Origin of the sequence: Pseudomonas sp. IzPS59, assembly GCF_014863505.1 — a bacterium.
GTDB classification, from domain to species: domain Bacteria; phylum Pseudomonadota; class Gammaproteobacteria; order Pseudomonadales; family Pseudomonadaceae; genus Aquipseudomonas; species Aquipseudomonas kribbensis.
Window position 1 is genome coordinate 6,040,212 of the sequence record NZ_CP062251.1, and the last position, 25,491, is coordinate 6,065,702.

A 25,491-nucleotide genomic window follows, 5' to 3' on the forward strand; every position below is an offset into this window, starting at 1 on the left:
TTCGGTGTTGCCTGAAGCTTATTCGCCGATGACGGCCTTGTAGGCGGCAGCGTCGAGCAGCTTGTCCAGCTCGGACTTGTCGCTTGGCTTGAGCTTGAAGATCCACGAGCTGTACGGTTCTTCGTTCAGCAGCTCCGGCGAATCCGCCAGCTCTTCGTTGACCGCAATCACTTCACCGCCGACCGGGGAGTAGATGTCGGAAGCGGCCTTCACCGACTCGACAACACCCGCCGCTTCACCGGCAGCAAACACCTTGCCGACTTCTGTCAGCTCGACAAACACCACGTCGCCCAGCGCTTGCTGTGCGTGGTCGCTGATGCCCACGGTGACGGTGCCGTCGGCTTCAAGGCGCGCCCATTCATGACTTTCGGCAAAACGCAGGTCGGCGGGGATATTGCTCATGCTCGGTGTCCTCAAGAAATTGTCAGCGGTCGTGCCCGCCGGAAAAGGTTAGATCAAGGTTTTGCCGTGACGGACGAAGGTCGGTTTGACCACTCGTACCGGATACCACTTGCCACGGATTTCCACTTCGGCGCGGTCGGCAGTCGCCATCGGTACACGCGCCAGGGCAATCGACTTGCTAAGCGTAGGAGAGAAACTACCACTGGTGATCTCTCCTTCGCCAACATCAGCGATACGAACCACCTGATGCGCACGCAAAACCCCGCGTTCCTCGAGCACCAGACCCACCAGTTTGTGCTGCACGCCGGCGGTTTTTTCCGCTTCCAGCGCATCGCGACCGATGAACCGGCGCGTGGCCGGCTCCCAGGCGATGCTCCAGGCCATGTTCGAGGCCAGCGGCGAAACGTCCTGATGGATGTCCTGACCGTAGAGGTTCATCCCGGCTTCCACCCGCAAGGTGTCGCGAGCGCCGAGGCCAATGGGAGAAATGCCGGCGCCCACCAGATCGTTGAAGAATCCGGGGGCCTGATCGGCCGGCAGGGCAATTTCCAGACCGTCCTCGCCGGTGTAGCCGGTGCGCGCAATGAACCAGTCGCCATCGACCTGACCTTCGAACGGCTTGAGCATCTGGATCAGATTGGCGCGGGACTGGGTTACCAGCTCGGCAATCTTGTGCCGGGCATGGGGGCCTTGAATGGCGAGCATCGCCAGATCCGTGCGTTCTTGCAGCTGCACGTCGAAGCCGGAGAGATGGGCCTGCATCCAGGCCAGATCCTGATCGCGGGTCGAGGCGTTGACCACCAGTCTGTAACCGTCCTCGAGGCGATAGACGATCATGTCGTCGACGATGCCGCCGCGCTCGTTGAGCATGGTGCTGTACAACGCACGGCCGGGGCTGTGCAGGCGTTCGACGTCGTTGGCCAGCAAATGCTGGAGCCAGGCCTTGGCCTGGTTACCGGCGACATCGATCACGGTCATGTGGGATACATCGAACACCCCGCAATCGCGACGCACCTCGTGGTGCTCCTCGACCTGCGAGCCGTAATGCAGTGGCATGTCCCAACCGCCAAAATCGACCATCTTCGCGCCGAGGGCGAGATGCAGGTCATACAGAGGCGTACGCTGTCCCATGGGTTTCTCCTTCCGGGCGTGGCGAAGGTGCGGAGCGCTGCTGCACGGTTTGAAAGCCCCGAAAGAGAAGGCTTTCAGCCGATTTCAGCGACAGGGTCTGTCAGACGGACCGCACCGAATGCCGCGCATTGTAGCCGCATGATTCAGGACTGACGACTAAGTGTTTCGATGCGCCGAGCGGCGAATAAGTCCGATGACCGGCAACAACCCGACCAGCACCAGGGTCAGCGCCGGCAACGACGCCCTCGCCCATTCGCCTTCGCTGGTCATCTCGAAGATGCGCACGGCCAGCGTGTCCCAGCCAAACGGGCGCATCAGCAGGGTGGCGGGCATTTCCTTGAGCACGTCGACGAACACCAGCAGCGCGGCGCTGAGCGTGCCGGGCAGCAGCAACGGCAGATACACTTTGAAAAACAGTCGCGGCCCACTGACACCCAGGCTACGTGCCGCTTCAGGCAAAGAGGGCCGTATACGCGCCAGACTGCTTTCCAGCGGCCCGTAGGCCACCGCCACGAAGCGCACCAGATAAGCCATCAGCAACGCCGCCAGACTGCCCAGCAGCAACGGTTTACCCGCACCGCCGAGCCAGCCGGACAGCGGAATCACCAGCTCACGATCCAGATAACTGAACGCCAGCATGATCGACACCGCCAGCACCGAGCCCGGCAACGCGTAGCCGAGGTTGGCCAGACTGACGCCGGAACGGATTGCCGGAGTCGGTGCCAGTCGCCGGGCGAATGCCAGCAACATCGCCACGCTGACCGTGATCAACGCCGCCATGCCGCCCAGATACAGGGTGTGCAGAATCAGCCCGGCGTAACGCTCATCCAGATCGAAACGCCCGCGCTGCCAGAACCACACCAGCAATTGCAGCACCGGGATGACAAACGCACAAGCGAACACCAGACCGCACCAGCCGGTTGCCGCCCAGGCCTTGGGCCCGCGCAGGTGGTACAGCGCTTTGACCCGTGGTCGTTCGTTGCTTGCCCGATTGGCACCCCGGGCGCGACGTTCGCCGTACAGCACCAGCATCACCACCAGCAGCAACAGGCTGGCCAGTTGCGCTGCGCTCGACAGGCTGAAGAAGCCATACCAGGTCTTGTAGATCGCGGTAGTGAAGGTGTCGAAATTGAACACCGACACCGCACCGAAATCCGCCAGGGTTTCCATTAAGGCCAGCGCTACACCGGCGCCGATGGCCGGTCGCGCCATCGGCAATGCCACCCGCCAGAACGCTTGCCACGGTGACTGGCCGAGCACCCGCGCCGCTTCCATCAGGCCTTTGCCTTGAGCGAGAAACGCAGTGCGCGCCAGCAGGTAAACGTAGGGGTAGAACACCAGCACCAACACCAGGATCACCCCGCCGGTGGAGCGCACTCGCGGCAGACGCAAACCGGTTCCGAACCATTCGCGCAGCAGGCTTTGCACGGGACCGGCGAAGTCCAGCAGGCCGACGAACACGAACGCCAGCACGTAGGCCGGGATCGCAAACGGCAGCATCAACGCCCAGTCGAGCCAGCGCCGGCCGGGGAATTCGCAGAGGCTGGTGAGCCAGGCGAGGCTCACACCGATCAGCGTCACACCGACACCTACGCCGAAGACCAGCGTCAGGGTGTTGCCCAGCAGGCGTGGCATCTGGGTTTCCCACAGGTGCGACCAGATCTGCTGGTCGATGGTCTGCCACGACAGCAGCAGGACGCTGAGAGGGAGCAGCACCAACGCGGCGATGGCGAAGACGATGGGGTACCAGCGGCGTTGGGCGGGGTGGGCCAAGGAAAAACTCTCGTTGAATGATTGTGCCCACGCATGGCGTGGGCACTTATCGTGTGACGCTGCGCATCACGCTTGCGGCGATTGGACTCGCAGCATCAGTTCCAGCCCGCCCGGTCCATCATCCGGATCGCCTCGGCCTGACGCTTGCCCGCTACCTCAACCGGCAGCGTATCAGCCACAAACTGCCCCCACGCCGCCACTTCTTCCGAAGGTTTCACCGCCGGATTCGCCGGGAACTCCTGGTTCACATCAGCGAAGATCTTCTGCGCCTCAGGCGTGGTCATCCACTCGACCAGTGCCTTGGCGGCTTCCGGGTGCGGCGCATGTCTGGTCAGACCGATGCCCGACAGGTTGACGTGCACACCGCGATCCGCCTGGTTCGGCCAGAACAGTTTCACCGGCAGATCCGGTTTCTGCTTGTGCAGGCGACCGTAGTAGTAGGTGTTGACGATGCCTACGTCGCACTGGCCGGCGTTGATCGCTTCCAGTACCGCGACGTCGTCGGAGAACACATCGGTGGACAGGTTGTTGACCCAGCCCTTGAGGATCTTCTCGGTTTTCTCGGCGCCATGGACTTCGATCATGGTGGCGGTCAGCGACTGGTTGTAGACCTTCTTCGCCGTGCGCAGGCACAGGCGGCCTTCCCAGTTCTTGTCGGCCAACGCTTCGTAGGTGGTCAGTTCGCCCGGTTTCACGCGCTCGGTGGAATAGGCGATGGTCCGTGCGCGCAGGCTCAGACCGGTCCAGGCGTGGCTGGACGAGCGATATTGCAGGGGAATGTTGGCGTCGATGGTTTTCGAAGTGAACGGCTGGAGAATGCCCATCTGTTCGGCCTGCCAGAGGTTGCCGGCATCGACGGTCAGCAGCAGGTCGGCTGTGGCGTTCTCGCCTTCGGCCTTGATCCGCTGCATCAGCGGCGCTTCCTTGTCGGTGATGAACTTGATCTTCACCCCGGTCTTGGCGGTGTAGGCATCGAACACCGGCTTGATCAGCTCATCGATGCGCGACGAGTAGACCACCACCTCATCGGCGGCCTGGGCGGCGGTGCTGCCAATCAGGGTCAGGGCCAGTGCGGTCAGAACACGCTTGGATGCCAACATGGGAGTGATCTCTCGGTCGGGAAAAGTGGCCCAAATGATAAGGACTCACATTTACCAGCTCAATCGAACACTTTCCCAAGGAGTTACCAGATGTTGCACGACGTTCTTCAGACCTTGGCAAGCGCCGGCAAATCCCCGGTCAGCCCCAGTGCTTCGCGTACGAACAGCGCTTTGGCCTCGGGCATCTGCTCGACGATTTTCAGTCCGGTGTTGCGCAACCAGCGCAGCGGCAGCGGATCGGCCTGGAACAACCGCTCGAAGCCTTCCATCGCCGCCATAAGCGCCAGGTTGTGCGGCATGCGCCGGCGCTCATAGCGGCTCAGCACTTTCACGTCCGCCAAACGTTCGCCGCGTTCATTGGCTTGCAACAGCACTTCGGCGAGTACAGCGGCATCGAGGAAACCAAGGTTCACGCCCTGCCCCGCCAACGGGTGAATGGTATGCGCGGCATCGCCGATCAGCGCCAGGCCTTCGGCCACGTAGCGCTTGGCGTGACGCTGACGCAGCGGCACGCACAGCCGCGGGTCGGCGCTGATGACGTCGCCGAGGCAGCCTTCAAAGGCGCGCTCCAGCTCACGGCAGAAATCCGCTTCATCCAGCGCCATCAGCCGTTCGGCTTCGCTCGGCGTGGTCGACCAGACGATTGAGCACCAGTCCTGCTGGCCATCACGCTCCAGCGGCAGAAACGCCAGCGGCCCGTGATCGGTGAAGCGCTGCCACGCGGTCATGCGGTGCGGTTTGCTGCTGCGTACGCTGGTGACGATGGCGTGATGCAGATAATCCCACTCACGAGTGGCGACGCCGGTCAGACGGCGCACGGCGGAATTGGCGCCGTCCGCCGCGATCACCAGCGGCGCGCGCAGGGTGCGGCCGTCGGCCAGGGTCAGCAGCCAGTCGTCACCGGAGCGGCGCATCTGCTCCAGCCGCGCATTGGCCAGCAGGCCGAGATCGCAATCGTGCAGACGGTCGAGCAAGGCATCCTGCACCACGCGGTTCTCGACAATGTGGCCGAGCACTTCGGCGTGCACGCTGCTGGCCGAGAAATGGATCTGCCCGGTGCCGCTGCCGTCCCAGACGTGCATGTCGGTGTAGGGGCTGCTGCGTCGGTTGACGATGCCGTCCCATACGCCGAGGCGATCGAGGATCCGCTGACTGGCTGCCGACAGCGCACTGACTCGCGGCTCGAACGGCGCATCGCCAGTGAAGGGTTTGACGCTCAGCGGGCTGCCGTCGAGCAGCAGGACTTCCAGCCCGCTGTCCTGCAACGCCAGCGCCAGGGCGCTGCCGACCATTCCGGCTCCGACAATCAGCACATCCGCGCGCATTTCCATGCTTTAAGCCTGTCTCGCTTGCGGCTTGAGCCGCACGTAAAGGGTTTTACCGACCCGCGCCACCAGGTTGCCGGCACCGTCATGAATGTCGACCTGCAACTGCGGCAGGTATTTCTCGCCACTGGCGGTCTGCCGACGGATTTCGTCGAGCAGGGTGTCGTCGATGTTGAACCGGGCGAACACCGGGCCTTTGCCCGGCGCAATGAAATCGATGTCGGCAGCCTTGTCCCAGACGATGTACTTCGACCCGAGGTTCTCCATGAGCATCAACATGAAAAACGGATCGACCATCGAATACAGACTGCCGCCGAACTGGGTGCCGACGTAATTGCGGTTGTACCAGCCCAGGCCCATCGAGACCTGGATGTCACGAAAGTCATCGCTGATGTGCTTCACCCGGACCCCAGCACCGAAGTACGGCGGGTAGAACGTCATGATCCAGCGCATCAGCCGCGCCTTGCCAAACTGTTTGATCAGCCACTCACGCATCCGGCCGCGTCCCCAGCCCCATGGCCTGACGGGCGAACCAGCGTTTGGCCGGCGGCAGCAGATCGAGGCCGAGCAGGCCGATGTTGCGGCCAAGCGAAACCAGCGGCTGAGTGCTGCCGAACAGGCGCGTCACCTGATCGGAGAATCCTACGGTGAGGTCCTGATCGAGACGCTGACGCTCGCGATAGGCCTGCAACGTGGCGAAATCACCCAGCGGTTTGTCGCTGGTCAGCAGCCCGGCGGCCAAGGCATCGGCATCGCGCAGGGACAGGTTGAAACCCTGCCCGGCAATCGGGTGCAGGCTGTGGGCGGCGTTGCCGAGGACGGCCAGATGCGAGCGCACCTGCTCTTCGGCCTCCACCAGCGACAGCGGATACAGATGTCGCGCGCCAACTTGTTTCAACGTACCGAGACGGTAGCCGAACACACCTTGCAGCTCGCTGAGGAAATCACGATCACTCAGGTCCGCCAGACGTTGCGCGTCCATCCCCAGACGGGTCCAGACCAGCGCGCAGCGGTTTTCCGGCAGCGGCAGCAGCGCCATCGGGCCTTCGTCGGTGAAGCGCTCGAAGGCCATGCCGTTGTGCGCTTCACTCGGGGTGATGTTGGCGATCAGCGCGCTCTGGTTGTACGGGCGTTTGCGCACGTTGATGCCCAGTTGCTCGCGCAGACCGGAACGACCTCCATCGGCGAGCACCGCCAGATCGCACTCGACCGTGGTCTCATCGTTGAGGGTCAGGCGATAGCCGTCCGGCAACGGTTCCATGCGGGTGACTTCCGCCGGGCAGCGCCAACTGATCACGTCTTTGTCGAGGTGTTGCCACAGGCTGTGGCCGAGCCAGGCGTTTTCCACGACATAGCCGAGCGCCGGGACGCCCTCTTCCATCGCCGACAGTCGGGCGGTGGAAAAACGTCCACGGTCGGATACATGAATCTGCTTGATCGGCTCGGCGCGGCGGGAGATTTCCTGCCACACGCCCAGCCGCTGATAAATCTGCCGCGAGCCAAAGGACAGCGCCGATGAACGTGCGTCGTAACTCGGCTGCCAACTGTCGCCGGGAGCGAACGGTTCGATCAGCACGATCTTCCAGCCCCGGGCCTTGGCCCCGGCCTGCAGCGCCAACGCCAGACTGGCGCCGACCAGACCGCCACCGATGATTGCCAGATTGACCCGACTCATGCCGCGTGCGTCCGTGCTTGCGCCATCAGGGCTTCGATCTCGGCGACGGTTTTCGGCACACCGCCGGTCAGGATTTCACAACCGCTCTTGGTCACTACCACGTCGTCCTCGATGCGCACGCCAATGCCGCGCCATTTCTTCGCTACGTTCTGATTGTCCGGGGCGATGTAGATGCCCGGCTCCACGGTCAGCGCCATGCCGACTTCCAGCACCCGCCATTCGCCGCCGACCTTGTACTCGCCGACGTCATGCACATCCATGCCCAGCCAGTGGCCGGCGCGGTGCATGTAAAACGCCTTGTAGGCCTCGGTGGCGATCAACTCGTCGACTTCGCCCTGCAACAACCCCAGCTGCACCAGCCCGGCGGTGATCACCCGAACCGTGGCTTCGTGCGCTTGGTTCCAGTGCTTGTTCGGGGCGATTTCGGCGAATGCCGCTTCCTGCGAAGCCAGCACCAGTTCGTAGATCGCTTTCTGTTCAGCGGAAAACTTGCCGTTGACCGGCCACGTCCGCGTGATGTCGCTGGCGTAGCAGTCGATTTCGCAACCGGCGTCGATCAATACCAGATCACCGTCCTTGAGCAACGCGTCATTCTGCTGGTAATGCAGGATGCAGCTGTTGCGCCCGGCGGCGACGATCGAGCCGTAGGCGGGCATTTTCGCCCCACCCTTGCGGAACTCGTAATCCAGTTCGGCTTCCAGGCTGTACTCGTACAGCCCGGCGCGGCTGGCCTGCATCGCCCGGATGTGGGCCTGGGCGGAAATCCGCGCCGCTTCGCGCATCACCTTCACTTCTGCCGCCGATTTATACAGGCGCATGTCATGCAGCAGGTGATCCAGGGCAACGAATTCGTTCGGCGGCTGGGCGCCGAGGTGCGCCTTGGAGCGGATCACGTTGATCCAGTCCATCAGGTGACGGTCGAATTCCGGGTTGCTGCCCATGGCCGAATACACCCGGTCGCGACCTTCGATCAGGCCCGGCAGGATGTCGTCGATGTCGGTGATGGGGAAGGCGTCGTCGGCGCCAAAGTCGCGAATCGCGCCTTCCTGGCCGGCGCGCAGGCCGTCCCAGAGTTCCCGTTCGGCATTGCGTTCACGGCAGAACAGCACGTATTCGCCGTGCTCGCGACCGGGCATCAAAACGATGACCGCCTGCGGCTCGGGGAAACCGCTCAGGTACTGGAAGTCGCTGTCCTGGCGGTAGACGTGCTCGACGTCACGGTTGCGAATCGCAACCGCAGCGGCGGGCAGGATGGCGATGCTGTTGGGTTCCATCTGCGCCATGAGTGCCTTGCGGCGACGGGCGTATTCCGCTTTCGGGATATGGATCATGGGCAGATGGCTTTCCCTGGCACGCGATCAGTGCAGCGACGGCTTGGCGGCTGGCGGCACGTCGGCTTTCTTGGTTTCGGAGAACAGCAGCAGCGGCGCTACACGCAGGTACTCCATGACTTCCATGTAGTCGCTTTCGCCGTCTTCGGATTCTTCCAGTGCATCTTGCACCTGGGAAATCGCTGCCAGATCCTGCAACACCTCAGTGGCCTCGGTGCTCAGCATGCTGCTGTCGCGGCAGTTCAGGCCGAAACCGGTGAGGAAGCCCTGGCACCACTGGCCCAGTGCGGCAGCGCGATCAGCCAGTGGCACGTCGTCGGTCGGCAACAGCAGCACGACGGTCACGTCGTCACCGGTGAGTTCGCCCTTGACCATTTCCTGCAGGCCGATGAGCGCGTTGCGAACGTTGTCCTGCGGCTCGCTTTCGAGCAGCTCGGCGGCGTCGATCAGCCATTCTTCGGCATTGAAGCCGGCACCGGCGCAGCTGCGGCCGAGCAGCAGGCCATGCAGTTCGGCAGGCGAGACGTTGTGACCGCTGGCAGTCAGCAGGGTGGCGAAGGCTTGGTACGGGGAATTCTGAATGGGCATGGGCAGCTAGGCGCCAGACGGCGCTATGTCTAGAATGAAGGCCTTGTATCCTACATCGACAGACTCGCCAAGACCATTAAAGGCTGTCCCCCAGCCAAACCCATCAGACCGAATCAGTGGACACAATGGAAGACACCGACCTGCAAGCGCTGATGGCCAGACTCGAACTGCTGATTACTCGGGTCGAGCAACTAAAGAGTCAAAACGCACTCTTATTAGCTCAGGAAAAGACCTGGCGCGAGGAACGCGCGCACCTCATTGAAAAAAACGAAATCGCCCGGCGTAAGGTCGAGTCGATGATTTCGCGCCTCAAGGCCCTGGAGCAAGACTCATGAGTTCAAGCAATAGCGTTACCGTGCAGATCCTCGACAAAGAATATTCGATCATCTGTCCCCAGGAAGAACGCAGCAATCTGGTCAGTGCCGCGCGTTACCTGGACGGCAAGATGCGCGAGATCCGCAGCAGCGGCAAAGTCATCGGCGCCGACCGCATCGCCGTGATGGCCGCGTTGAACATCACCCACGATCTCTTGCACAAAGAAGAGCGCCCGGACATCCAGGCCAGCGGCTCGACCCGTGAACAGGTGCGTGACTTGCTCGATCGTGTCGATCTGGTGCTGGCCGACGATCCGGACATCAGCAAGGGCTGATTCGCCAGGCCGCTTGAGGTATACTCGCCGCACTCCCTGGGGTGCTTGCCAGTTGACGATGTCCCTGAGCCGATTTGCACTACCCTGGGGGTTGCACGTTGGGCTGGTGTGCATGTCCGCCAGACGGAAAGCCTTAAAGCCTACTGCATCCTCCACCTTGAACTCTCGGGTTCAAGGGCTAAGTCGACAGCGGCTCATCCGGGGAGCCTGATTCGAATCCGATGCCGGTGCATGCCGGCATCGGATTTTTTATGCGTACGTTTTCGTCCCCACCCTGCCGAAGCCGACCATGACCGAACCCGCGCTGCTGCCCCGCCCCCAACTGCGCCGCCTGCTGCGCAAGGCCCGCCGCTCCCTGACGCCAAGTCAGCAACGCGCGGCCGCCGAAGGTCTGTACAAACAGCTCGCGCAGGACCCGCAATTTCGCCGGGCGAAACACATTTCCCTGTACCTGCCCACCGACGGTGAGATCGACCCGCGTCTGTTGCTGCGCGCTGCTCAGCGTCGCGGCAAGAAAACCTACCTGCCGGTATTGAGTGCCTGGCCGCGGACCAAAATGGTCTTTCAGCAGATCCGCCCCGGCGAAAAGCTGCGGCCCAACCGTTTCCGTATTCTCGAGCCTCGGGTCAATGTCGCCCGTCAGCGCAAGATCTGGGCACTGGATCTGGTGTTGTTGCCATTGGTAGGGTTTGACGATGTCGGCGGACGCCTGGGTATGGGCGGCGGATTCTACGACCGTAGCCTGGCTTACCTGGCTCGCCGCCAGAACTGGCGCAAGCCGACGCTGCTGGGCCTGGCCCATGAATGTCAGAAAGTGGAACGACTGGCGCAGGCCAGCTGGGATGTACCGCTGCAGGGAACGGTGACCGACAAGGCGTGGTATTTCGCAGGGTAGACGCCGCGAGGGAATCAGCGGCGTCGGGAAGACGGGATCAGCGCTTGAACGCTGTCGACTGCTGTACTTGTTGCGCCACTTCAATCGGAGCATCGGCCTTGTTGGCCCACAGACTTTGCGCATAACCGGTGGTCACGACGCCAAGGCCGAACAAAATCACCAAAGTCCACAGCAAATCCGGTTTGCGTTTCATCGATTGCCCCCCTCAAGGCACATCATCACGATGACAGCAGCGGTTTCCATTCGTAGGCCGTGCAGCAGCGTCAAGCTTTAAAGGCCGGCATTTTGCGACAACGTGAACCTCTGCGCAAATGCTGGCGTCAACCGACTGTCGGTTTGTCATAAAATTGCCCGACAACCTGCCCAATGACCGTTTCAGGAGCAACCACCATGGCCTACTGGCTGATGAAATCCGAGCCCGACGAACTCTCGATCAAGGGGCTGGAAAAACTCGGCAAGGCGCGCTGGGACGGGGTGCGCAACTACCAGGCGCGCAATTTCCTGCGAGCCATGGCGGTGGGGGATGAGTTCTTTTTCTATCACTCCAGCTGCCCTGAGCCGGGGATTGCCGGAATCGGCAGGATCATCGAAGCCGCGTACCCGGATCCCACCGCACTGGAACCGGAGAGCCATTACTTCGACCCCAAAGCCACACCGGAGAAAAACGCCTGGAGCGCGATTGATGTCGCCCATGTCGAGACGTTTGCCCGGGTGTTGAAGCTGGATTATCTGAAGCAGCAGACCGCGCTGGCCGAGATGCCACTGGTGCAGAAGGGTTCGCGACTGTCGGTGATGCCGGTGACCGCCGAGCAATGGGCGGCGGTTATCGCGCTCAAACCCTGAGTCATTTGTCGCCTGACAAAATGCCATCGCGAGCAAGCTCGCTCCCACAGGGTTCAGCGGCGATCACACAAATGTGTGGCACCACAAAACCACTGTGGGAGCGAGCTTGCTCGCGATGAGGCCCGCCCGGACAACGAATGCCTTACTGAATGATCAGGTTGTTGAACAACAGATCCTCGACCACCGGCTTGCCGGTCTCGTCATTCATTACTTGCTGGGTCTGCTTCAAGGCTTCCTGACGCAGCTTTTCCTTGCCTTCGATGCTGCCCATCGCGTCGGTGGTCTGCTGGGTGAACAGCGCCACCAGTTGATTGCGGATCAGCGGCTCGTTGGCCTTGACCAGTTTGGTCGCCTCGTCGCCGGTCACCCGCAACGCCACATCGGCCTTGTAGACCTTGAGCTTCGGCGTGCCGTCCAGCCCGTAGTTGCCCACGAACGGCGGGCTCAGGGTGATGTAGTTGACCTTCGGCGCCTCGCCTTCTTTGGCTTCTTCGGCCAGCGCTGCCACAGGCAGAGACAGGGCCAGCAACAACATGATCCACGCTTTCACAATTCGCTCCTTATCCGGTTTGCGGCCTAGCATAACGACCCGCCGCGCAAGCACAAGCTTATGGCGGACTATCAGGGCCGGGCATGCTCGTTGACCCGTTGACTGCCACACCTACACTTATCGGCCATCACTCCCAAAGGAATAGCCCTGATGAAAGCCGTGCTGTGCAAAGCCTTCGGCCCTGCCGAATCGCTGGTGCTGGAAGACGTCGCCAGTCCTGTCGCGAAGAAGAACGAAATCCTGCTGGACGTGCACGCCGCCGGGGTCAACTTCCCGGACACGCTGATCATCGAGGGCAAGTACCAGTTCAAGCCGCCCTTCCCGTTCTCGCCGGGAGGTGAAGCAGCCGGGGTGGTCAGCGCGGTGGGGGAAAAGGTCAGCCACTTGAAAGTCGGCGACCGGGTCATGGCCCTGACCGGCTGGGGCAGCTTTGCCGAGCAGGTCGCAGTGCCGGGCTATAACGTGCTGCCGATCCCGCCGTCGATGGATTTCAACACCGCCGCCGCGTTCAGCATGACCTACGGCACCTCGATGCACGCGCTCAAGCAGCGCGGCAACCTGCAACCGGGGGAAACCCTGCTGGTGCTCGGTGCATCCGGAGGTGTCGGCCTCGCTGCCGTGGAGATCGGCAAAGCCATGGGCGCCCGGGTCATCGCCGCCGCCAGCAGCGCCGAAAAACTCGCCGTGGCCAAGGCTGCCGGTGCAGATGAATTGATCAACTACAGCGAAACCAGCCTCAAGGACGAAATCAAACGCCTGACCGACGGCCAGGGCGCCGACGTGATCTACGACCCGGTCGGCGGCGACCTGTTCGACCAGGCCATCCGCGCCATCGCCTGGAACGGCCGCCTGCTGGTGGTCGGTTTTGCCAGCGGACGCATTCCCGAACTGCCGGTCAACCTCGCCCTGCTCAAGGGCGCGGCAGTGCTCGGTGTGTTCTGGGGCTCTTTCGCCCAGCGCCAGCCACAGGACAACGCGGCGAACTTCCAGCAACTGTTCGGCTGGTTCGCCGAAGGCAAGCTGAAGCCGCTGGTGTCGCAGGTCTATCCGCTGAGTGAGGCGGCACAGGCGATCAATGATCTTGGGCAGCGCAAGGCGGTGGGCAAGGTTGTGGTGCAGGTGCGCTGAAGCGCCTCGGAGCCGTCATTTGTTGCCGGGAGAATCCTCTGCGTCGCCCGGCAGCAGGTGCTCCAGAACCTTCCGGCTATCAGCCTTGATGATCCGGCCCTTGTCATCGAAGCGCAGCACGAGCATCCAGTCGAACACCTCGTCCGGCCATTTTTTCTGGCCCATCAGGGCCGTGCTGTCGCCACCGAACGCACTGATCAGCTTGTTGATGCGCCCGTGGTGCCAGGCGATCAGGATGACCGGTGCCTGATTGCTCTTGCGCAACAGCTTGACCAGCTCATGCACATCGCCGTTGATGTAAGGCTGTTCGATGGACAGGTTCAGACGCTCGGCCAGCGGCGTCAGGGTCAAACGTGAGCGGGAGCTCTCGGGAGTGTCGCCGGCGGCGATCAGCCGTTCCGGGGTCAGCGTCTGGCCATCGAGCTTCAATGGATTGAAGTAGTCGGCATAGGCGCGGGCCCGCTCTTCGCCACGGGCATTGAGCACCGATCCTTCAGTCGGCTTCTCCGCATGGCGGATGATCAGCACCGTGGCATTGCGCAACCCGGACTGGGCAGGGTGATCGGCGTAAATCAATCCCAGCACCGCAACGGCGATAACCGCCGCCGCCAATAATCGGCGCATGAGCATGCGAACCTTCAAAGCCATCATTCATCTCTGCTGATCAGTCGATCGACGGATCGCGAGTCTATGCCAGCCCATGTTCATAAGTGGTGAAAACGCCCTGTTCTTACAGCAGAGCGACAGGTTCGTAAAAGAACGCGCGACTTCCAACATTTTCCGCTGTTTTGCCGATGCGAACCGGTGCTATTTTCGGTAACGAAACTGTAACATTCGCATCCGCAGTCAAAACAAGAAATCTGGAGCTCTTGAATGTTTGCTTTCTTTCGACCTGCCGCACATCAGGCTCCATTGCCTGAAGAAAAAATAGACAGTACCTACCGACGCCTGCGCTGGCAGATCTTCGCCGGTATCTTCTTTGGCTATGCGGGTTACTACCTGCTGCGCAAGAACTTCTCCCTGGCCATGCCGTACCTGATCGACGAGGGTTATACCCGCGGCGAACTGGGTCTGGCGATGTCGGCCATCGCCATTGCCTACGGTTTGTCCAAGTTCCTCATGGGCCTGGTCTCCGACCGTTCCAACCCGCGCTACTTCCTGCCGTTCGGCCTGCTGGTCTCGGCGGGGGTGATGTTCATTTTCGGTTTCGCACCTTGGGCAACGTCCAGCGTGACCATGATGTTCATCCTGCTGTTCATCAACGGCTGGGCCCAGGGCATGGGCTGGCCGCCGAGCGGACGGACCATGGTGCACTGGTGGTCGCAGAAGGAGCGCGGCGGCGTGGTGTCCGTGTGGAACGTGGCGCATAACGTCGGCGGCGGCCTGATCGGCCCGCTGTTCCTGATCGGCATGGGCCTGTTCAACGACTGGCACGCAGCGTTCTACGTACCGGCGGCGGTCGCCCTGGCGGTGGCGGCTTTTGCCTTCATCACCATGCGTGACACCCCGCAATCGGTTGGCCTGCCGCCGATCGAGAAGTACAAGAACGACTACCCGGAAGGCTACGACGCCAGCCACGAAGACGAATTCAGCGCCAAGGAAATCTTCGTCAAATACGTGCTGCGCAACAAAATGCTCTGGTACATCGCCATGGCCAACGTGTTCGTCTACCTGCTGCGCTACGGCGTACTGGACTGGGCGCCGACCTACCTCAAGGAAGCCAAGCACTTTGACGTCGACAAGACTTCGTGGGCGTACTTCTTCTATGAGTGGGCGGGCATTCCGGGCACATTGCTGTGCGGCTGGATGTCGGACAAGATCTTCCGTGGCAACCGTGGCCTGACCGGCATGGTGTTCATGGCCCTGGTGACCGTGGCGACCCTGGTTTACTGGCTGAACCCGGCCGGCAACCCGACCATCGACATGATCGCGCTGTTCTCGATCGGCTTCCTGATCTACGGCCCGGTGATGCTGATCGGCCTGCAGGCGCTGGAACTGGCACCGAAGAAAGCCGCCGGCACGGCCGCGGGCTTCACCGGTCTGTTCGGTTATCTGGGTGGTTCGGTCGCGGCCAGTGCAGCGATGGGCTACACCGTGGACCACTTCGGTTGGGATGGCGGTTTCGTGCTGCTGGTGGGCGCTTGCCTGCTGTCGATGGCCTTCCTGGCCCCGACCCTGTGGCACAAGCAAGTCGCCAGTCAGAGCCGCGAAGCAGTCGCCTGATCAGCTTTTGACTTGCAGCGCTTGAGCCGCGCCTCCAGATTCCGGTCTGGCATGGCGTGGCTGCGCAGGGCGTGGGCGGTCTGCTCGACATAATCGCGAGTCGTGCCGTAACGCCCGCAAGCGCTTTCGAACACCTGGCTCAGCACATGATCCGGCAGATTGCCGGCATAGCTGGGCAGGTGTCGCTCCAACACGAATCCCAAGGCCTGTACCTGGCTGCCATCTTCGAGACGGCAGTTGAGCCAGTGCGGGCGATAGGACGGGAACGGCATCTCGCGTTTCCACAGCGCATACAGCGCACTGTCGAGGTTGTCTTCCGGCAACCGGTAGGCAAAGCCACTGCACGAACCGCCGCGATCCAGACCGAACACCAGCCCCGGCATTTCCGGCGTGCCGCGATGTTCGTGGGACCACAGATACAAGCCGCGATGGTAGCCATGCACCCGCCCGCGGACCCGCTCCACCGCCGAACACTCCGGCCGCCAGATCAGCGAACCATACGCGAACAGCCACACCGGCCCGCCCTTGTGGCGCGCCATGGTCGATTGCATGGAAGCGAGAAGTTGTTCGTGAGTCAGCTGCGGACCCAGATCGAGCCGCGGAGGGTAAGCCAGATTCAGAAAAGCAGATTCTATGGCTGTCATGACGGAAGTGTTCGGCCCCGCAAGTATTACAAGATGTAAGCACAATTCGCTTGATAGAACATATAGCAGTAACTGTAAAACGAAAAGTGCTAAAGGATGTATGACACCTTTGATAGCGCTAATTCGGGGTTATCCGCGAAGGCTATCTTGTTTGATATAGCCTAATACCATTGCGCAGATATCTTAAATACCCGAATGAAATAACGTTAAGCCCTCTCTTCGTTCAGGATTCGTTCATGAAGTCCCGGGATTTTTCCTACTAAAATTTCGGACTTCCCATATTTACCGTCGCTGATCGCCTGCGTAAAACGGCTTTCCTCTGGCGCAAGCCAACCCGTTCAACCGAGGCTGCACGATGAACACAACCAGGCTTTTGGCCGCACTTTTATTGATTCAGACCGGCCAGGCATTGGCCACGGATGACTCCCGGGAAGACAAAGGTTTCTGGTACGCACAAACCAGTGTCTACACCAAACATTACTCACCCGACCCCGAACACAATAATCATCAGGACTTGATCGGCATTGAACGCAATCAGGCTTCCGGCTGGGTATTTGGCGGGGCAACTTTCCGTAACTCGTTCAGTCAGCGCTCCAATTACGCCTATGCCGGCAAACGCTTCGAGAGCGCCGATTATCCGGTGTACGTGAAACTCACGGGCGGGTTGCTGCAGGGCTATCGGGGTGACTACAAGGACAAGATCCCGCTCAATCACTTCGGCGTTGCACCGGTGATCATTCCGTCGGTCGGCACCCACTACGGCCCGCTGGGCGCCGAGCTGGTGTTTCTCGGCGCCAACGCGGCCATGGTGACAACGGGCGTGCGGTTCTAGAAATGTACAGCGCGGCTCAAGAGCGCGGCGCGTACGCAAACACGTCGGCGCGCATCTGGTGGGCATCCATCCCGGCTTCCACCAGCGCATCCAGCGTGCCGTAGACCATCGCCGGCGAACCGCTGGCGTAGACATGCAGCGATTTCAGATCCGGGAAGTCCTCGCACACCGCCTCATGCAACATCCCGCAGCGCCCTTCCCAGCCGCACTGGTCGCTGACGACCTTGTGCAGAAACAGGTTGGGCAGCTTCAGCCATTCGTCCCAATGTTCGATTTCGTAGAAATCCTCCGGACGTCTCACGCCCCAGTACAAATGCACCGGATGCTTGAAGCCGTTGGCCCGGCAATGTTCGATCAGGCTGTGGATCTGGCCCATGCCGGTGCCGGCGGCGATCAACACCAGCGGCCCCTCCGGCAGTTCCGCGAGATGGGTGTCGCCAAAGGGCAGTTCGACCCGCACCATCGAATTGCGCTGCAGCTGCTCGATCAGGCTCAGGGCACTGGCTTCGCGGGCCAGGACGTGGATTTCCAGGTCTCGACCGCCGTGGGGCGCCGAGGCCATGGAAAAGGCTGATTTCTCACCGCTCTCGCGCTCGATCATCAGGTACTGACCGGCGTGATAACGCGGCGGCTTGCCGGCCGGCGCCCGCAGGCGCACGCGCCAGGTATCGCCACCGACGTCCCGGCATTCGATGACCTGACACGACAGGCTGCGCACCGGCAGTTCTCCCAGCGCGAGCACGCCATCCCACAGCAGGATGCAGTCTTCCAGCGGCTGCGCTATGCAAGTGTAGAACTCGCCGTGGTCATGCACCTTGCCGGCCTGTTCGACCCGGCCTTCCACCAGCAGCGCTGCGCATACATGACAATTGCCGTTGCGGCAGCTTTGCGGGCATTCGTAGCCCAGGCGCCGCGCACCATCGAGAATCCGCTCTCCGGGCCGTATCTCGAGCACCGCTCCGGAGGGCTGCAGGGTTACACGCATCAATCTATTCCTAACTGATTCCAGATGGCATCGATCCGTTGGGTGACGGCATCATCCTTGACGATGACGCGGCCCCACTCGCGAGTGGTTTCGCCCGGCCACTTGTGGGTGGCGTCCAGGCCCATTTTCGAGCCAAGTCCCGACACCGGCGAGGCGAAGTCGAGGTAGTCGATCGGCGTGTTGTCGATCATCACCGTGTCGCGCTTGGGGTCCATGCGCGTGGTGATGGCCCAGATCACGTCGTTCCAGTCCCGCGCGTTGATATCGTCGTCGGTGACGATAACGAACTTGGTGTACATGAACTGTCGCAAAAACGACCAGACACCCAGCATCACGCGCTTGGCGTGGCCCGGATACGACTTCTTCATCGTCACCACGGCCATGCGGTACGAGCAGCCTTCCGGCGGCAGGTAGAAATCGGTGATTTCCGGGAACTGCTTTTGCAGGATCGGCACGAACACTTCGTTCAGCGCCACACCGAGAATTGCCGGCTCATCCGGCGGCCGGCCGGTGTAGGTGCTGTGGTAGATCGGCTTGATCCGGTGGGTGATGCGTTCGACGGTGAACACCGGGAAGCTGTCGACTTCGTTGTAGTAACCGGTGTGGTCGCCGTAGGGGCCTTCATCGGCCATTTCGCCCGGATGGATCACGCCTTCGAGGATGATTTCGGCAGTGGCCGGCACTTGCAGGTCGTTGCCACGGCACTTCACCAGCTCCGTGCGGCTGTCGCGCAGCAGACCGGCGAAGGCGTATTCGGAGAGGCTGTCCGGCACCGGGGTGACCGCACCGAGAATGGTCGCCGGATCCGCGCCGAGGGCCACGGACACCGGGAACGGCTGGCCCGGGTGCTTCTCGCACCACTCACGGAAATCCAGCGCGCCACCACGGTGGCTGAGCCAGCGCATGATGACCTTGTTGCGGCCGATCACTTGCTGACGGTAGATGCCGAGGTTCTGCCGGTCCTTGTTCGGGCCTTTGGTGACGGTCAGGCCCCAGGTGATCAGCGGCGCCACGTCGCCCGGCCAGCAGGTCTGCACCGGCAGCATCGCCAGATCGACGTCATCGCCTTCGATGACCACTTCCTGGCAGGGTGCGTCTTTGACGACTTTCGGCGCCATCGCAATGATCTTGCGGAAGATCGGCAGCTTCGACCACGCGTCCTTCAAGCCCTTCGGCGGCTCAGGCTCCTTGAGGAACGCCAGCAGCTTGCCGATCTCGCGCAGTTCGCTGACCGACTCGGCCCCCATGCCCATGGCGACCCGCTCGGGGGTGCCGAACAGGTTGCCGAGCACCGGAATGTCATAGCCGGTCGGCTTCTCGAACAGCAGCGCCGGGCCCTTGGCCCGCAGTGTGCGGTCGCACACTTCGGTCATTTCCAGCACCGGCGAGACGGGAATCTGGATGCGTTTCAACTCTCCGCGCTGCTCAAGCTGCTGCACGAAATCCCGAAGATCCTTGAATTTCATTGACGATGGCACCCTCAAAATAGGCGTACATCCTACCTGCTATGCCGGTCGCTGGCAGCCCGTCACTGCTTACTTGGCTGCATTCACCCGGCCGTTACCCGGATTTTTGCCGGCCTGCAGGCTGACAAACAGCGGTTCGAGGATCGGCGCCACGAATCGCGCGCCGACTTCCGACAGGTGATTGTCATCCTTGTACAGCGAATAGCCGTCGAGCTCGGCGCGACACAGACCGTTTTCATCGCACAGCCGTGGCGCCGGATCGACCACTCGCACCATCGGATCCTGCGCCAGTTGGGCGAACAAGCGGCTGATGAATGCCTGGCGCTTGTCATGCTCGCCGATGGCCAGACCGACGCCCTCCACCGGGTGCCCCAGCATTGCAAGGCGAGTCAGGCGATACGGCGGGCTGAACGCCTGCAACGGCGCCTCCTTCACCAGCCAGACCCGATGCCCACCCTCGCGCAATTGAGCAAGCTGCGCGCGCAGGCCTTCAGCCAGACGCTGCTCAGCGACGGCACGGTCGTATTTGCCATCCGGCTTTCTGAGCACATGGTCGAGATCGCCTTTGGCGTCGCCATACAGATAGAGGCTCCAACGTGCGACCAGCACCACATCGCTGATACGTTGCGCGCTCAACCGCTGCTCGACACGCCGATTGAACCGCGTACAGGCCGCATCGGTTTCCAGCCCTTCGACCGGAATACAACCGGCAGAGCTGGCGAGGATCATGCTGACGCCATGGGCTTGCGCACCGTCCTCCAGCACTGGAATGAATGCCGTAGCGTGGCTGTCGCCCCAGACCATTGCCTGGGCTGGCAGGTTTTCTACACCGTAATGGCAGAACAGTTTGTCGTCCGGTGCCTTGTCATCGGTCAGGCACGCCATCAGCTCCGGTCGCCACTCGTGACCCTTGGCATATTGCAGCGCCTGTTCAGACAGACGCGACGGCAAGCCATCGGTCCAGCGCAGGGCTTGCCCGGCCAGACCGAGTACCAGGATGCCGCAGAAACCGGCCAGCAGAACCTGCCGGCGCCCGGCCAGCAGGCGACGCTCGCGGAATGGCGTTTCGACGAATTTCCATGACAGGTAACCCAGCACCAGTGTCAACAGGATCAAACCTGCGATGTCCAGCACACCCGGCTCCTCGACGCTGGCATAGCTGGAAAATACGAACACCGGCCAGTGCCACAAGTACCAGGAATAGGAAATCAGGCCGAGGCCGACCATCACCCGACTGCTCAGGAATTGACCGATCAGCGTCTCTCGATGACCGTTGGCGAGGATCAGCGCCACCACGCCCAGCACCGGCAGCAGCGCGGCGACACCGGGAAATGGCGTGCGCTTGTCGTACCCGAAGACGGCCAGCAGGATGAGCGCCATACCGAACAGGCTCAGCCACTGCGCGGCCATCGGTTTGAGACGCCATGAATGTCGGGGCGCGACGGCGAGCATCGCACCGGCCAGCAGCTCCCACGCCCGCATCGGCAACAGGAAGAACGCCTTCTCCGGATAATGCTGGACCGCCCACACACTCAGCCCGAAGGACAGCAGCAATACGCCGAACAGCGCTAGCCGCCAGTGTTTCAATCGGCTCGACAGCAAGGTCAGCAACAGCGGAAAAAGGATGTAGAACTGCTCTTCCACCGCCAGCGACCAGGTGTGCAGCAGCGGCTTGAGATCCGACGCGACGTCGAAATAGCCGTCCTGACGCATGAACAGGATGTTCGAGACGAAGGTCACCTGGTAGCGCACCGAGCGCCCGAGTTCTTCGTAGTCCTTGGGGGCCAGCAGGAACCAGCCCACCGCCAGCACCGCGATGATCATTGCAAACAGCGCCGGCAGGATCCGCCGGGCACGCCGGGCCCAGAACTCGACGAAGCTGAAACGCCCGGCCTGGCGCTGGTTCCAGATGATCGAGGTGATCAGGTAGCCGGAAATCACGAAAAACACGTCCACACCGACAAATCCGCCGGTGAATCCCGGGACGCCAAAGTGGAACAGCACCACGGCAATCACTGCGACTGCGCGCAAGCCGTCGATATCCCTTCGATAAGCGAGAGTGCTCATAAATCCTTGATGCCAATCAGATGGTTATTTTTTGTACAGCCTCGGGGACTGCCTGTTGTTTTGCCAACACACTGACCTTACCAGATCGCAAACCTCCCATCGTCCGGACAAAAAGCAGGCAAAAAAAAGGCGCCCCTTGGGGGACGCCTTTTTCTGGACTAGACCGACGATGTTACTTGCGCTTCATCGACAGGAAGAATTCGTCGTTGGTCTTGGTCGTTTTCAGCTTGTCGACCAGGAACTCGATGGCCGCCACTTCGTCCATCGGATGCAGCAGCTTGCGCAGGATCCACATGCGCTGCAGTTCGTCGTCGGCGGTCAGCAACTCTTCACGGCGAGTGCCGGACTTGTTGATGTTGATGGCCGGGAACACACGTTTCTCGGCGATGCGACGGTCCAGAGGCAGCTCCATGTTGCCGGTGCCCTTGAACTCTTCGTAGATCACTTCGTCCATCTTCGAGCCGGTTTCAACCAGCGCGGTGGCGATAATGGTCAGCGAGCCGCCTTCTTCGATGTTACGCGCGGCACCGAAGAAACGCTTCGGCTTCTCCAGGGCGTGGGCATCGACACCACCGGTCAGCACCTTGCCGGAGCTCGGGATCACGGTGTTGTAGGCACGGGCCAGACGGGTGATGGAGTCGAGCAGGATCACCACGTCCTTCTTGTGCTCGACCAGGCGCTTGGCCTTCTCGATCACCATTTCAGCCACCTGCACGTGACGGGTCGGCGGCTCGTCGAAAGTCGAGGCAACCACTTCGCCGCGCACGGTGCGCTGCATTTCGGTCACTTCTTCCGGACGTTCGTCGATCAACAGCACGATCAGGTGAACTTCAGGGTTGTTACGGGCGATGTTCGCTGCGATGTTCTGCAGCATGATCGTTTTACCGGCTTTCGGCGGTGCAACGATCAGACCGCGCTGGCCTTTGCCGATCGGGGCGCACAGGTCGATCACGCGACCGGTCAGGTCTTCGGTGGAACCGTTGCCGGCTTCCATCTTCATGCGCACGTTCGGGAACAGCGGGGTCAGGTTCTCGAAGAGAATCTTGTTCTTCGCGTTCTCAGGACGATCGAAGTTGATCGTGTCGACCTTGAGCAGGGCGAAATAACGCTCGCCTTCCTTCGGCGGCCGGATCTTGCCAACGATGGTGTCACCGGTGCGCAGGTTGAAACGGCGGATCTGGCTCGGCGAGACGTAGATGTCGTCAGGGCCGGCGAGATAGGAAGCGTCAGCGGAGCGCAGGAAGCCGAAGCCGTCCTGGAGAATCTCCAGCACGCCATCACCGGAGATTTCCTCACCGCTTTTAGCGTGCTTTTTCAGCAGGGAGAAAATCACGTCCTGCTTGCGCGAACGGGCCATATTTTCTATGCCCATCTGTTCGGCCAATTCGAGCAGTTCGGTAATCGGCTTTTGCTTGAGTTCAGTCAGATTCATATAGGAATGACGTAATCATTTATGGAGGGGGGGGAAATTAAGCTTTTGGCTTAATGAGGCCGCGCCGCGGAGAAGGCGACAGGATCGCGTACTTGTTCGAAAAGGAGTGCGTCGGCGACGGCTAGCAGGGGGCAGTGGAGAAACCAGTGCGGGGCCGAATGTATCACCTGAGTTTCGGAGCGTCTAGCCCTGAATACGCAAAAAGCCCCGCAATTTGCGGGGCTTTTTGAGGACAGTCTTTACCGCGACGCTTAGATGTTGGCGTCGAGGAAAGCAGCCAGTTGCGACTTCGACAGAGCGCCGACCTTGGTCGCTTCCACGTTGCCGTTCTTGAACAGCATCAGGGTCGGAATACCACGTACGCCGTGCTTGGCAGGGGTTTCCTGGTTTTCGTCGATGTTCAGCTTGGCAACGGTCAGTTTGCCTTTGTAAGTCTCTGCAATCTCGTCCAGAACCGGAGCGATCATTTTGCAAGGGCCGCACCATTCAGCCCAGTAGTCGACCAGGACAGCGCCTTCGGCCTTGAGTACGTCGGCTTCGAAGCTAGCGTCGCTAACGTGTTTGATCAGATCGCTGCTCATGGAATTCTCCAGGTTGTAAGCAAAAAAACGTGGCCCATCATAGCCGCCCTTCCCTTGTTCAGGAAGCCGCAGATGATTGAGTCTTGCTATGGCACTCGATGAGTTTGGGTATAGCTCAAGTCACGCGCCGGCGGGGGCGATGAAGGAAATTCCGGTGCGCAGCGCCGCGTTGCGCACGTGCTCCTGCATGGCTTTCTGGGCGGCTGCGGAGGCCCGGCGCGCCAGCGCGCGGAGGATCTTGCGGTGTTCCTGCCAGGTTTCCATGGCCCGTTCGGCGCGGATGAACGGTAGCTTCTGGCTCTCCAGAAAGATCTCGGCGCTGGCGGTGAGGATGCTCAGCATCGCCTGATTGCCGCTGGCCCGCAGGATCCGCTGGTGGAATTCGAAGTCCAGTGTCGCCGCCACCTCGAAGTCGCCGGCACGCAGTTGCTCACGCATGGCGGCGACGTTGTCTTCCAGTTCGTCCAGATCGAATGTACTCAGCGTCACCGCCGCCAAGCCGGCCGCAAAACCTTCCAGCGCATAGCGCAACTGAAAGATCTCCAGCGGCGAGGCCTGGGCTGCGAACGGCCAGGCCGGCGCGCCCTCCCCGCGCGGCAACTCCACCGGCGACTGCACGAACACGCCTTTGCCCGGCTGGATGCTGACCACCCCCAGCGCACTCAAGGACGACAACGCTTCGCGCAACGACGCGCGGCTGACCCCCAGCTGCACCGCCAGATCCCGTTGCGAGGGCAGCGCATCGCCGGGGCCGAAGCCCTGCTCGGTAATCAGTTTACGGATCGCTTGCAGCGCCACTTCGGGTACGGCGCGGGAGATCGAGTTCATGGTTTTCCAGACGGACCAGGCCAAGGTGCGGCCAGTTGTAAAGCTATTCGAGGCATCAGGCAAGTCGTGCCCCAGCGGGGTTCGACGGTGCGTGTCGATGCGCTATCGCAGTGCGAAACCCGACCTGACTGTTCAGACCAGTAAGACCGAACAAACCCGCTAAACCCGTGGCTTTGCGGGGCCAGACCGCTGGCTTGGCACGGCCCGTGCTCTGTCCGATCGCAGATTTCACTTCCCGCCGATCCGGAGATTGTCCATGACGAAGCGTTACAGCGCCCTCCTTGCCGCCCTGTTTGCCGGCCTGATGCTGAGCCAGCCCCCCGCCCATGCCGACGGTCTGGACGACGTGGTCAAACGCGGCACCCTCAAAGTCGCCGTGCCTCAGGACTTCCCGCCCTTCGGCTCGGTCGGCCCGGACATGAAGCCGCGCGGCCTCGATATCGACACCGCGAAACTGCTGGCCGACCAGCTCAAGGTCAAACTCGAGCTGACCCCGGTCAACAGCACCAACCGCATCCCGTTCCTCACCACCGGCAAGGTCGATCTGGTGATTTCCAGCCTCGGCAAGAACCCCGAGCGCGAGAAGGTCATCGATTTTTCCCGTGCCTACGCGCCGTTCTACCTCGCCGTGTTCGGCCCGCCGGAGGCAGCCGTCAGCACCCTGGACGACCTCAAGGGCAAGACCATCAGCGTCACCCGTGGCGCCATCGAAGACATCGAGCTGACCAAGGTCGCCCCTGAAGGCGTGACCATCAAACGCTTCGAAGACAACAACTCGACCATCGCCGCCTACCTCGCAGGCCAGGTCGACCTGATCGCCAGCGGCAACGTGGTGATGGTGGCGATCAGCGAAAAGAGCCCGAAACGCGTGCCGGCGCTGAAAGTGAAGCTCAAGGACTCGCCGGTCTACGTCGGTGTGAACAAGAACGAGCCGGCGCTGCTGGGCAAGGTCAACGAGATCCTGGCCAGCGCCAAGGCTGACGGCGCGCTGGAAAAGAACGCGCAGACCTGGCTCAAAGAGCCGCTGCCGGCCGACCTCTGAC

At 61.6% G+C, this 25,491-nt stretch carries 27 protein-coding genes and 1 other RNA gene; 9 read left to right on the top strand and 19 right to left on the bottom strand.

All coding sequences use genetic code 11. From position 1 onward, the window contains the following. Window positions 1–18 precede the first annotated feature (18 nt). The 9 genes from gcvH to IF189_RS27245 form a co-directional block, all read right to left on the bottom strand. The gene (gene gcvH, locus IF189_RS27205; RefSeq protein ID WP_134828453.1) at window positions 19–402 is read right to left on the bottom strand and encodes a glycine cleavage system protein GcvH; all 384 of its coding nucleotides are present in this window, start codon (window positions 400–402) and stop codon (window positions 19–21) included. A 48-nt stretch (window positions 403–450) separates the two neighbouring features. Beyond that, window positions 451–1,533 carry a glycine cleavage system aminomethyltransferase GcvT gene (gene gcvT, locus IF189_RS27210; RefSeq protein WP_134828454.1) on the bottom strand — a complete coding sequence of 361 codons (1,083 nt, stop codon included), beginning with the start codon at window positions 1,531–1,533 and terminating at the stop codon, window positions 451–453. A 156-nt stretch (window positions 1,534–1,689) separates the two neighbouring features. Next, window positions 1,690–3,306: an ABC transporter permease gene (locus tag IF189_RS27215; RefSeq protein ID WP_114886211.1), complete on the bottom strand. Its 1,617-nt coding sequence runs from the start codon at window positions 3,304–3,306 to the stop codon at window positions 1,690–1,692. 95 nt (window positions 3,307–3,401) lie between these two features. After that, window positions 3,402–4,406: an extracellular solute-binding protein gene (locus tag IF189_RS27220; RefSeq protein WP_192552530.1), complete on the bottom strand. Its 1,005-nt coding sequence runs from the start codon at window positions 4,404–4,406 to the stop codon at window positions 3,402–3,404. A 107-nt stretch (window positions 4,407–4,513) separates the two neighbouring features. Then, a complete protein-coding gene (locus tag IF189_RS27225) occupies window positions 4,514–5,731 on the bottom strand; it encodes a 2-octaprenyl-3-methyl-6-methoxy-1,4-benzoquinol hydroxylase (RefSeq protein ID WP_167748788.1) in 1,218 nt (405 codons plus the stop codon). Window positions 5,732–5,740: 9 nt separating this feature from the next. Next, a complete protein-coding gene (locus tag IF189_RS27230; protein WP_114886216.1) occupies window positions 5,741–6,226 on the bottom strand; it encodes a DUF4442 domain-containing protein in 486 nt (161 codons plus the stop codon). Then, on the bottom strand, window positions 6,219–7,406 hold the full coding sequence (ubiH, locus tag IF189_RS27235; protein ID WP_134828457.1) for a 2-octaprenyl-6-methoxyphenyl hydroxylase: 1,188 nt from the start codon (window positions 7,404–7,406) through the stop codon (window positions 6,219–6,221). The genes IF189_RS27230 and ubiH overlap by 8 nt, the downstream gene beginning before the upstream one ends. After that, a complete protein-coding gene (gene pepP / locus IF189_RS27240; RefSeq protein ID WP_192552531.1) occupies window positions 7,403–8,737 on the bottom strand; it encodes a Xaa-Pro aminopeptidase in 1,335 nt (444 codons plus the stop codon). Before pepP ends, ubiH begins: the two co-directional genes overlap by 4 nt. A 27-nt stretch (window positions 8,738–8,764) precedes the next feature. Continuing rightward, a complete protein-coding gene (locus IF189_RS27245; RefSeq protein ID WP_192552532.1) occupies window positions 8,765–9,325 on the bottom strand; it encodes a YecA family protein in 561 nt (186 codons plus the stop codon). A gap of 125 nt (window positions 9,326–9,450) precedes the next feature. Between IF189_RS27245 and IF189_RS27250 the strand changes: the two genes are divergently transcribed. From IF189_RS27250 to IF189_RS27265, 4 genes are all read left to right on the top strand, one after another. After that, window positions 9,451–9,660: a TIGR02449 family protein gene (locus tag IF189_RS27250; RefSeq protein WP_007940359.1), complete on the top strand. Its 210-nt coding sequence runs from the start codon at window positions 9,451–9,453 to the stop codon at window positions 9,658–9,660. Beyond that, complete coding sequence (locus tag IF189_RS27255; RefSeq protein WP_007967943.1) at window positions 9,657–9,974, top strand: cell division protein ZapA; 318 nt, start codon at window positions 9,657–9,659, stop codon at window positions 9,972–9,974. Before IF189_RS27250 ends, IF189_RS27255 begins: the two co-directional genes overlap by 4 nt. A gap of 30 nt (window positions 9,975–10,004) precedes the next feature. Continuing rightward, window positions 10,005–10,183, top strand: a non-coding RNA gene (gene ssrS / locus IF189_RS27260) — 6S RNA. A gap of 80 nt (window positions 10,184–10,263) precedes the next feature. Continuing rightward, window positions 10,264–10,869, top strand: coding sequence for a 5-formyltetrahydrofolate cyclo-ligase (locus tag IF189_RS27265; RefSeq protein ID WP_085708969.1), 606 nt, complete (start codon window positions 10,264–10,266; stop codon window positions 10,867–10,869). A 37-nt stretch (window positions 10,870–10,906) separates the two neighbouring features. Here the strand turns inward: IF189_RS27265 and IF189_RS27270 are convergent, their stop codons facing one another. Next, complete coding sequence (locus IF189_RS27270; protein WP_007911192.1) at window positions 10,907–11,062, bottom strand: hypothetical protein; 156 nt, start codon at window positions 11,060–11,062, stop codon at window positions 10,907–10,909. Between the two features lie 197 nt (window positions 11,063–11,259). Between IF189_RS27270 and IF189_RS27275 the strand changes: the two genes are divergently transcribed. Beyond that, complete coding sequence (locus IF189_RS27275; protein WP_134828461.1) at window positions 11,260–11,712, top strand: EVE domain-containing protein; 453 nt, start codon at window positions 11,260–11,262, stop codon at window positions 11,710–11,712. Window positions 11,713–11,854: 142 nt separating this feature from the next. On the opposite strand, the gene IF189_RS27280 is transcribed toward IF189_RS27275, so the two are convergent. After that, window positions 11,855–12,262 carry a flagellar basal body-associated protein FliL gene (locus IF189_RS27280; protein WP_065259922.1) on the bottom strand — a complete coding sequence of 136 codons (408 nt, stop codon included), beginning with the start codon at window positions 12,260–12,262 and terminating at the stop codon, window positions 11,855–11,857. A gap of 150 nt (window positions 12,263–12,412) precedes the next feature. On the opposite strand from IF189_RS27280, the gene IF189_RS27285 reads away from it, so the two are divergent. Beyond that, the gene (locus tag IF189_RS27285) at window positions 12,413–13,390 is read left to right on the top strand and encodes an NADPH:quinone oxidoreductase family protein (protein WP_192552533.1); all 978 of its coding nucleotides are present in this window, start codon (window positions 12,413–12,415) and stop codon (window positions 13,388–13,390) included. A 15-nt stretch (window positions 13,391–13,405) separates the two neighbouring features. On the opposite strand, the gene IF189_RS27290 is transcribed toward IF189_RS27285, so the two are convergent. Continuing rightward, window positions 13,406–14,038 (bottom strand): flagellar basal body-associated protein FliL, encoded by a 633-nt coding sequence (locus tag IF189_RS27290; RefSeq protein ID WP_192553610.1) that lies wholly within the window; start codon window positions 14,036–14,038, stop codon window positions 13,406–13,408. A 225-nt stretch (window positions 14,039–14,263) separates the two neighbouring features. Here IF189_RS27290 and glpT point away from each other — a divergent pair, with 225 nt between their 5' ends. After that, complete coding sequence (glpT, locus tag IF189_RS27295; protein WP_085708965.1) at window positions 14,264–15,613, top strand: glycerol-3-phosphate transporter; 1,350 nt, start codon at window positions 14,264–14,266, stop codon at window positions 15,611–15,613. Here the strand turns inward: glpT and IF189_RS27300 are convergent. Further along, a complete protein-coding gene (locus IF189_RS27300; RefSeq protein WP_085708964.1) occupies window positions 15,589–16,257 on the bottom strand; it encodes a gamma-glutamylcyclotransferase in 669 nt (222 codons plus the stop codon). The genes glpT and IF189_RS27300 overlap by 25 nt on opposite strands. Window positions 16,258–16,612: 355 nt before the next feature. On the opposite strand from IF189_RS27300, the gene IF189_RS27305 reads away from it, so the two are divergent. Continuing rightward, a complete protein-coding gene (locus IF189_RS27305; protein ID WP_085708963.1) occupies window positions 16,613–17,089 on the top strand; it encodes a sn-glycerol-3-phosphate transporter in 477 nt (158 codons plus the stop codon). 16 nt (window positions 17,090–17,105) lie between these two features. On the opposite strand, the gene IF189_RS27310 is transcribed toward IF189_RS27305, so the two are convergent. The 6 genes from IF189_RS27310 to IF189_RS27335 form a co-directional block, all read right to left on the bottom strand. Beyond that, window positions 17,106–18,074, bottom strand: coding sequence for a CDP-6-deoxy-delta-3,4-glucoseen reductase (locus tag IF189_RS27310; RefSeq protein ID WP_134828465.1), 969 nt, complete (start codon window positions 18,072–18,074; stop codon window positions 17,106–17,108). Further along, window positions 18,074–19,540, bottom strand: coding sequence for a 4-hydroxy-3-polyprenylbenzoate decarboxylase (ubiD, locus tag IF189_RS27315; protein ID WP_007951823.1), 1,467 nt, complete (start codon window positions 19,538–19,540; stop codon window positions 18,074–18,076). Before ubiD ends, IF189_RS27310 begins: the two co-directional genes overlap by 1 nt. Before the next feature lie 69 nt (window positions 19,541–19,609). After that, window positions 19,610–21,607 (bottom strand): acyltransferase family protein, encoded by a 1,998-nt coding sequence (locus IF189_RS27320; RefSeq protein ID WP_192552534.1) that lies wholly within the window; start codon window positions 21,605–21,607, stop codon window positions 19,610–19,612. 172 nt (window positions 21,608–21,779) lie between these two features. After that, complete coding sequence (gene rho, locus IF189_RS27325; protein WP_007951825.1) at window positions 21,780–23,039, bottom strand: transcription termination factor Rho; 1,260 nt, start codon at window positions 23,037–23,039, stop codon at window positions 21,780–21,782. A gap of 251 nt (window positions 23,040–23,290) precedes the next feature. Next, entirely contained in the window at window positions 23,291–23,620 is a 330-nt protein-coding gene (gene trxA, locus IF189_RS27330) for a thioredoxin TrxA (RefSeq protein WP_003206727.1), read from the bottom strand. Between the two features lie 120 nt (window positions 23,621–23,740). Then, entirely contained in the window at window positions 23,741–24,448 is a 708-nt protein-coding gene (locus IF189_RS27335) for a FadR/GntR family transcriptional regulator (protein ID WP_192552535.1), read from the bottom strand. A gap of 256 nt (window positions 24,449–24,704) precedes the next feature. On the opposite strand from IF189_RS27335, the gene IF189_RS27340 reads away from it, so the two are divergent. Further along, window positions 24,705–25,490, top strand: a complete 786-nt coding sequence (locus tag IF189_RS27340; protein ID WP_134828468.1) for a transporter substrate-binding domain-containing protein — start codon at window positions 24,705–24,707, stop codon at window positions 25,488–25,490. The last annotated feature ends 1 nt before the right edge of the window (window position 25,491 follow it).

Bases quoted from the DNA above. Each gene is read 5' to 3' on its own strand.
- gcvH (WP_134828453.1), bottom strand. From the start codon at position 402: ATGAGCAATATCCCCGCCGACCTGCGTTTTGCCGAAAGTCATGAATGG.
- gcvT (WP_134828454.1), bottom strand. From the start codon at position 1,533: ATGGGACAGCGTACGCCTCTGTATGACCTGCATCTCGCCCTCGGCGCG.
- IF189_RS27220 (WP_192552530.1), bottom strand. From the start codon at position 4,406: ATGTTGGCATCCAAGCGTGTTCTGACCGCACTGGCCCTGACCCTGATT.
- IF189_RS27225 (WP_167748788.1), bottom strand. From the start codon at position 5,731: ATGCGCGCGGATGTGCTGATTGTCGGAGCCGGAATGGTCGGCAGCGCC.
- IF189_RS27230 (WP_114886216.1), bottom strand. From the start codon at position 6,226: ATGCGTGAGTGGCTGATCAAACAGTTTGGCAAGGCGCGGCTGATGCGC.
- ubiH (WP_134828457.1), bottom strand. From the start codon at position 7,406: ATGAGTCGGGTCAATCTGGCAATCATCGGTGGCGGTCTGGTCGGCGCC.
- pepP (WP_192552531.1), bottom strand. From the start codon at position 8,737: ATGATCCATATCCCGAAAGCGGAATACGCCCGTCGCCGCAAGGCACTC.
- IF189_RS27245 (WP_192552532.1), bottom strand. From the start codon at position 9,325: ATGCCCATTCAGAATTCCCCGTACCAAGCCTTCGCCACCCTGCTGACT.
- IF189_RS27250 (WP_007940359.1), top strand. From the start codon at position 9,451: ATGGAAGACACCGACCTGCAAGCGCTGATGGCCAGACTCGAACTGCTG.
- IF189_RS27255 (WP_007967943.1), top strand. From the start codon at position 9,657: ATGAGTTCAAGCAATAGCGTTACCGTGCAGATCCTCGACAAAGAATAT.
- IF189_RS27265 (WP_085708969.1), top strand. From the start codon at position 10,264: ATGACCGAACCCGCGCTGCTGCCCCGCCCCCAACTGCGCCGCCTGCTG.
- IF189_RS27270 (WP_007911192.1), bottom strand. From the start codon at position 11,062: ATGAAACGCAAACCGGATTTGCTGTGGACTTTGGTGATTTTGTTCGGC.
- IF189_RS27275 (WP_134828461.1), top strand. From the start codon at position 11,260: ATGGCCTACTGGCTGATGAAATCCGAGCCCGACGAACTCTCGATCAAG.
- IF189_RS27285 (WP_192552533.1), top strand. From the start codon at position 12,413: ATGAAAGCCGTGCTGTGCAAAGCCTTCGGCCCTGCCGAATCGCTGGTG.
- IF189_RS27290 (WP_192553610.1), bottom strand. From the start codon at position 14,038: ATGGCTTTGAAGGTTCGCATGCTCATGCGCCGATTATTGGCGGCGGCG.
- glpT (WP_085708965.1), top strand. From the start codon at position 14,264: ATGTTTGCTTTCTTTCGACCTGCCGCACATCAGGCTCCATTGCCTGAA.
- IF189_RS27300 (WP_085708964.1), bottom strand. From the start codon at position 16,257: ATGACAGCCATAGAATCTGCTTTTCTGAATCTGGCTTACCCTCCGCGG.
- IF189_RS27305 (WP_085708963.1), top strand. From the start codon at position 16,613: ATGAACACAACCAGGCTTTTGGCCGCACTTTTATTGATTCAGACCGGC.
- IF189_RS27310 (WP_134828465.1), bottom strand. From the start codon at position 18,074: ATGCGTGTAACCCTGCAGCCCTCCGGAGCGGTGCTCGAGATACGGCCC.
- ubiD (WP_007951823.1), bottom strand. From the start codon at position 19,540: ATGAAATTCAAGGATCTTCGGGATTTCGTGCAGCAGCTTGAGCAGCGC.
- IF189_RS27320 (WP_192552534.1), bottom strand. From the start codon at position 21,607: ATGAGCACTCTCGCTTATCGAAGGGATATCGACGGCTTGCGCGCAGTC.
- rho (WP_007951825.1), bottom strand. From the start codon at position 23,039: ATGAATCTGACTGAACTCAAGCAAAAGCCGATTACCGAACTGCTCGAA.
- trxA (WP_003206727.1), bottom strand. From the start codon at position 23,620: ATGAGCAGCGATCTGATCAAACACGTTAGCGACGCTAGCTTCGAAGCC.
- IF189_RS27335 (WP_192552535.1), bottom strand. From the start codon at position 24,448: ATGAACTCGATCTCCCGCGCCGTACCCGAAGTGGCGCTGCAAGCGATC.
- IF189_RS27340 (WP_134828468.1), top strand. From the start codon at position 24,705: ATGACGAAGCGTTACAGCGCCCTCCTTGCCGCCCTGTTTGCCGGCCTG.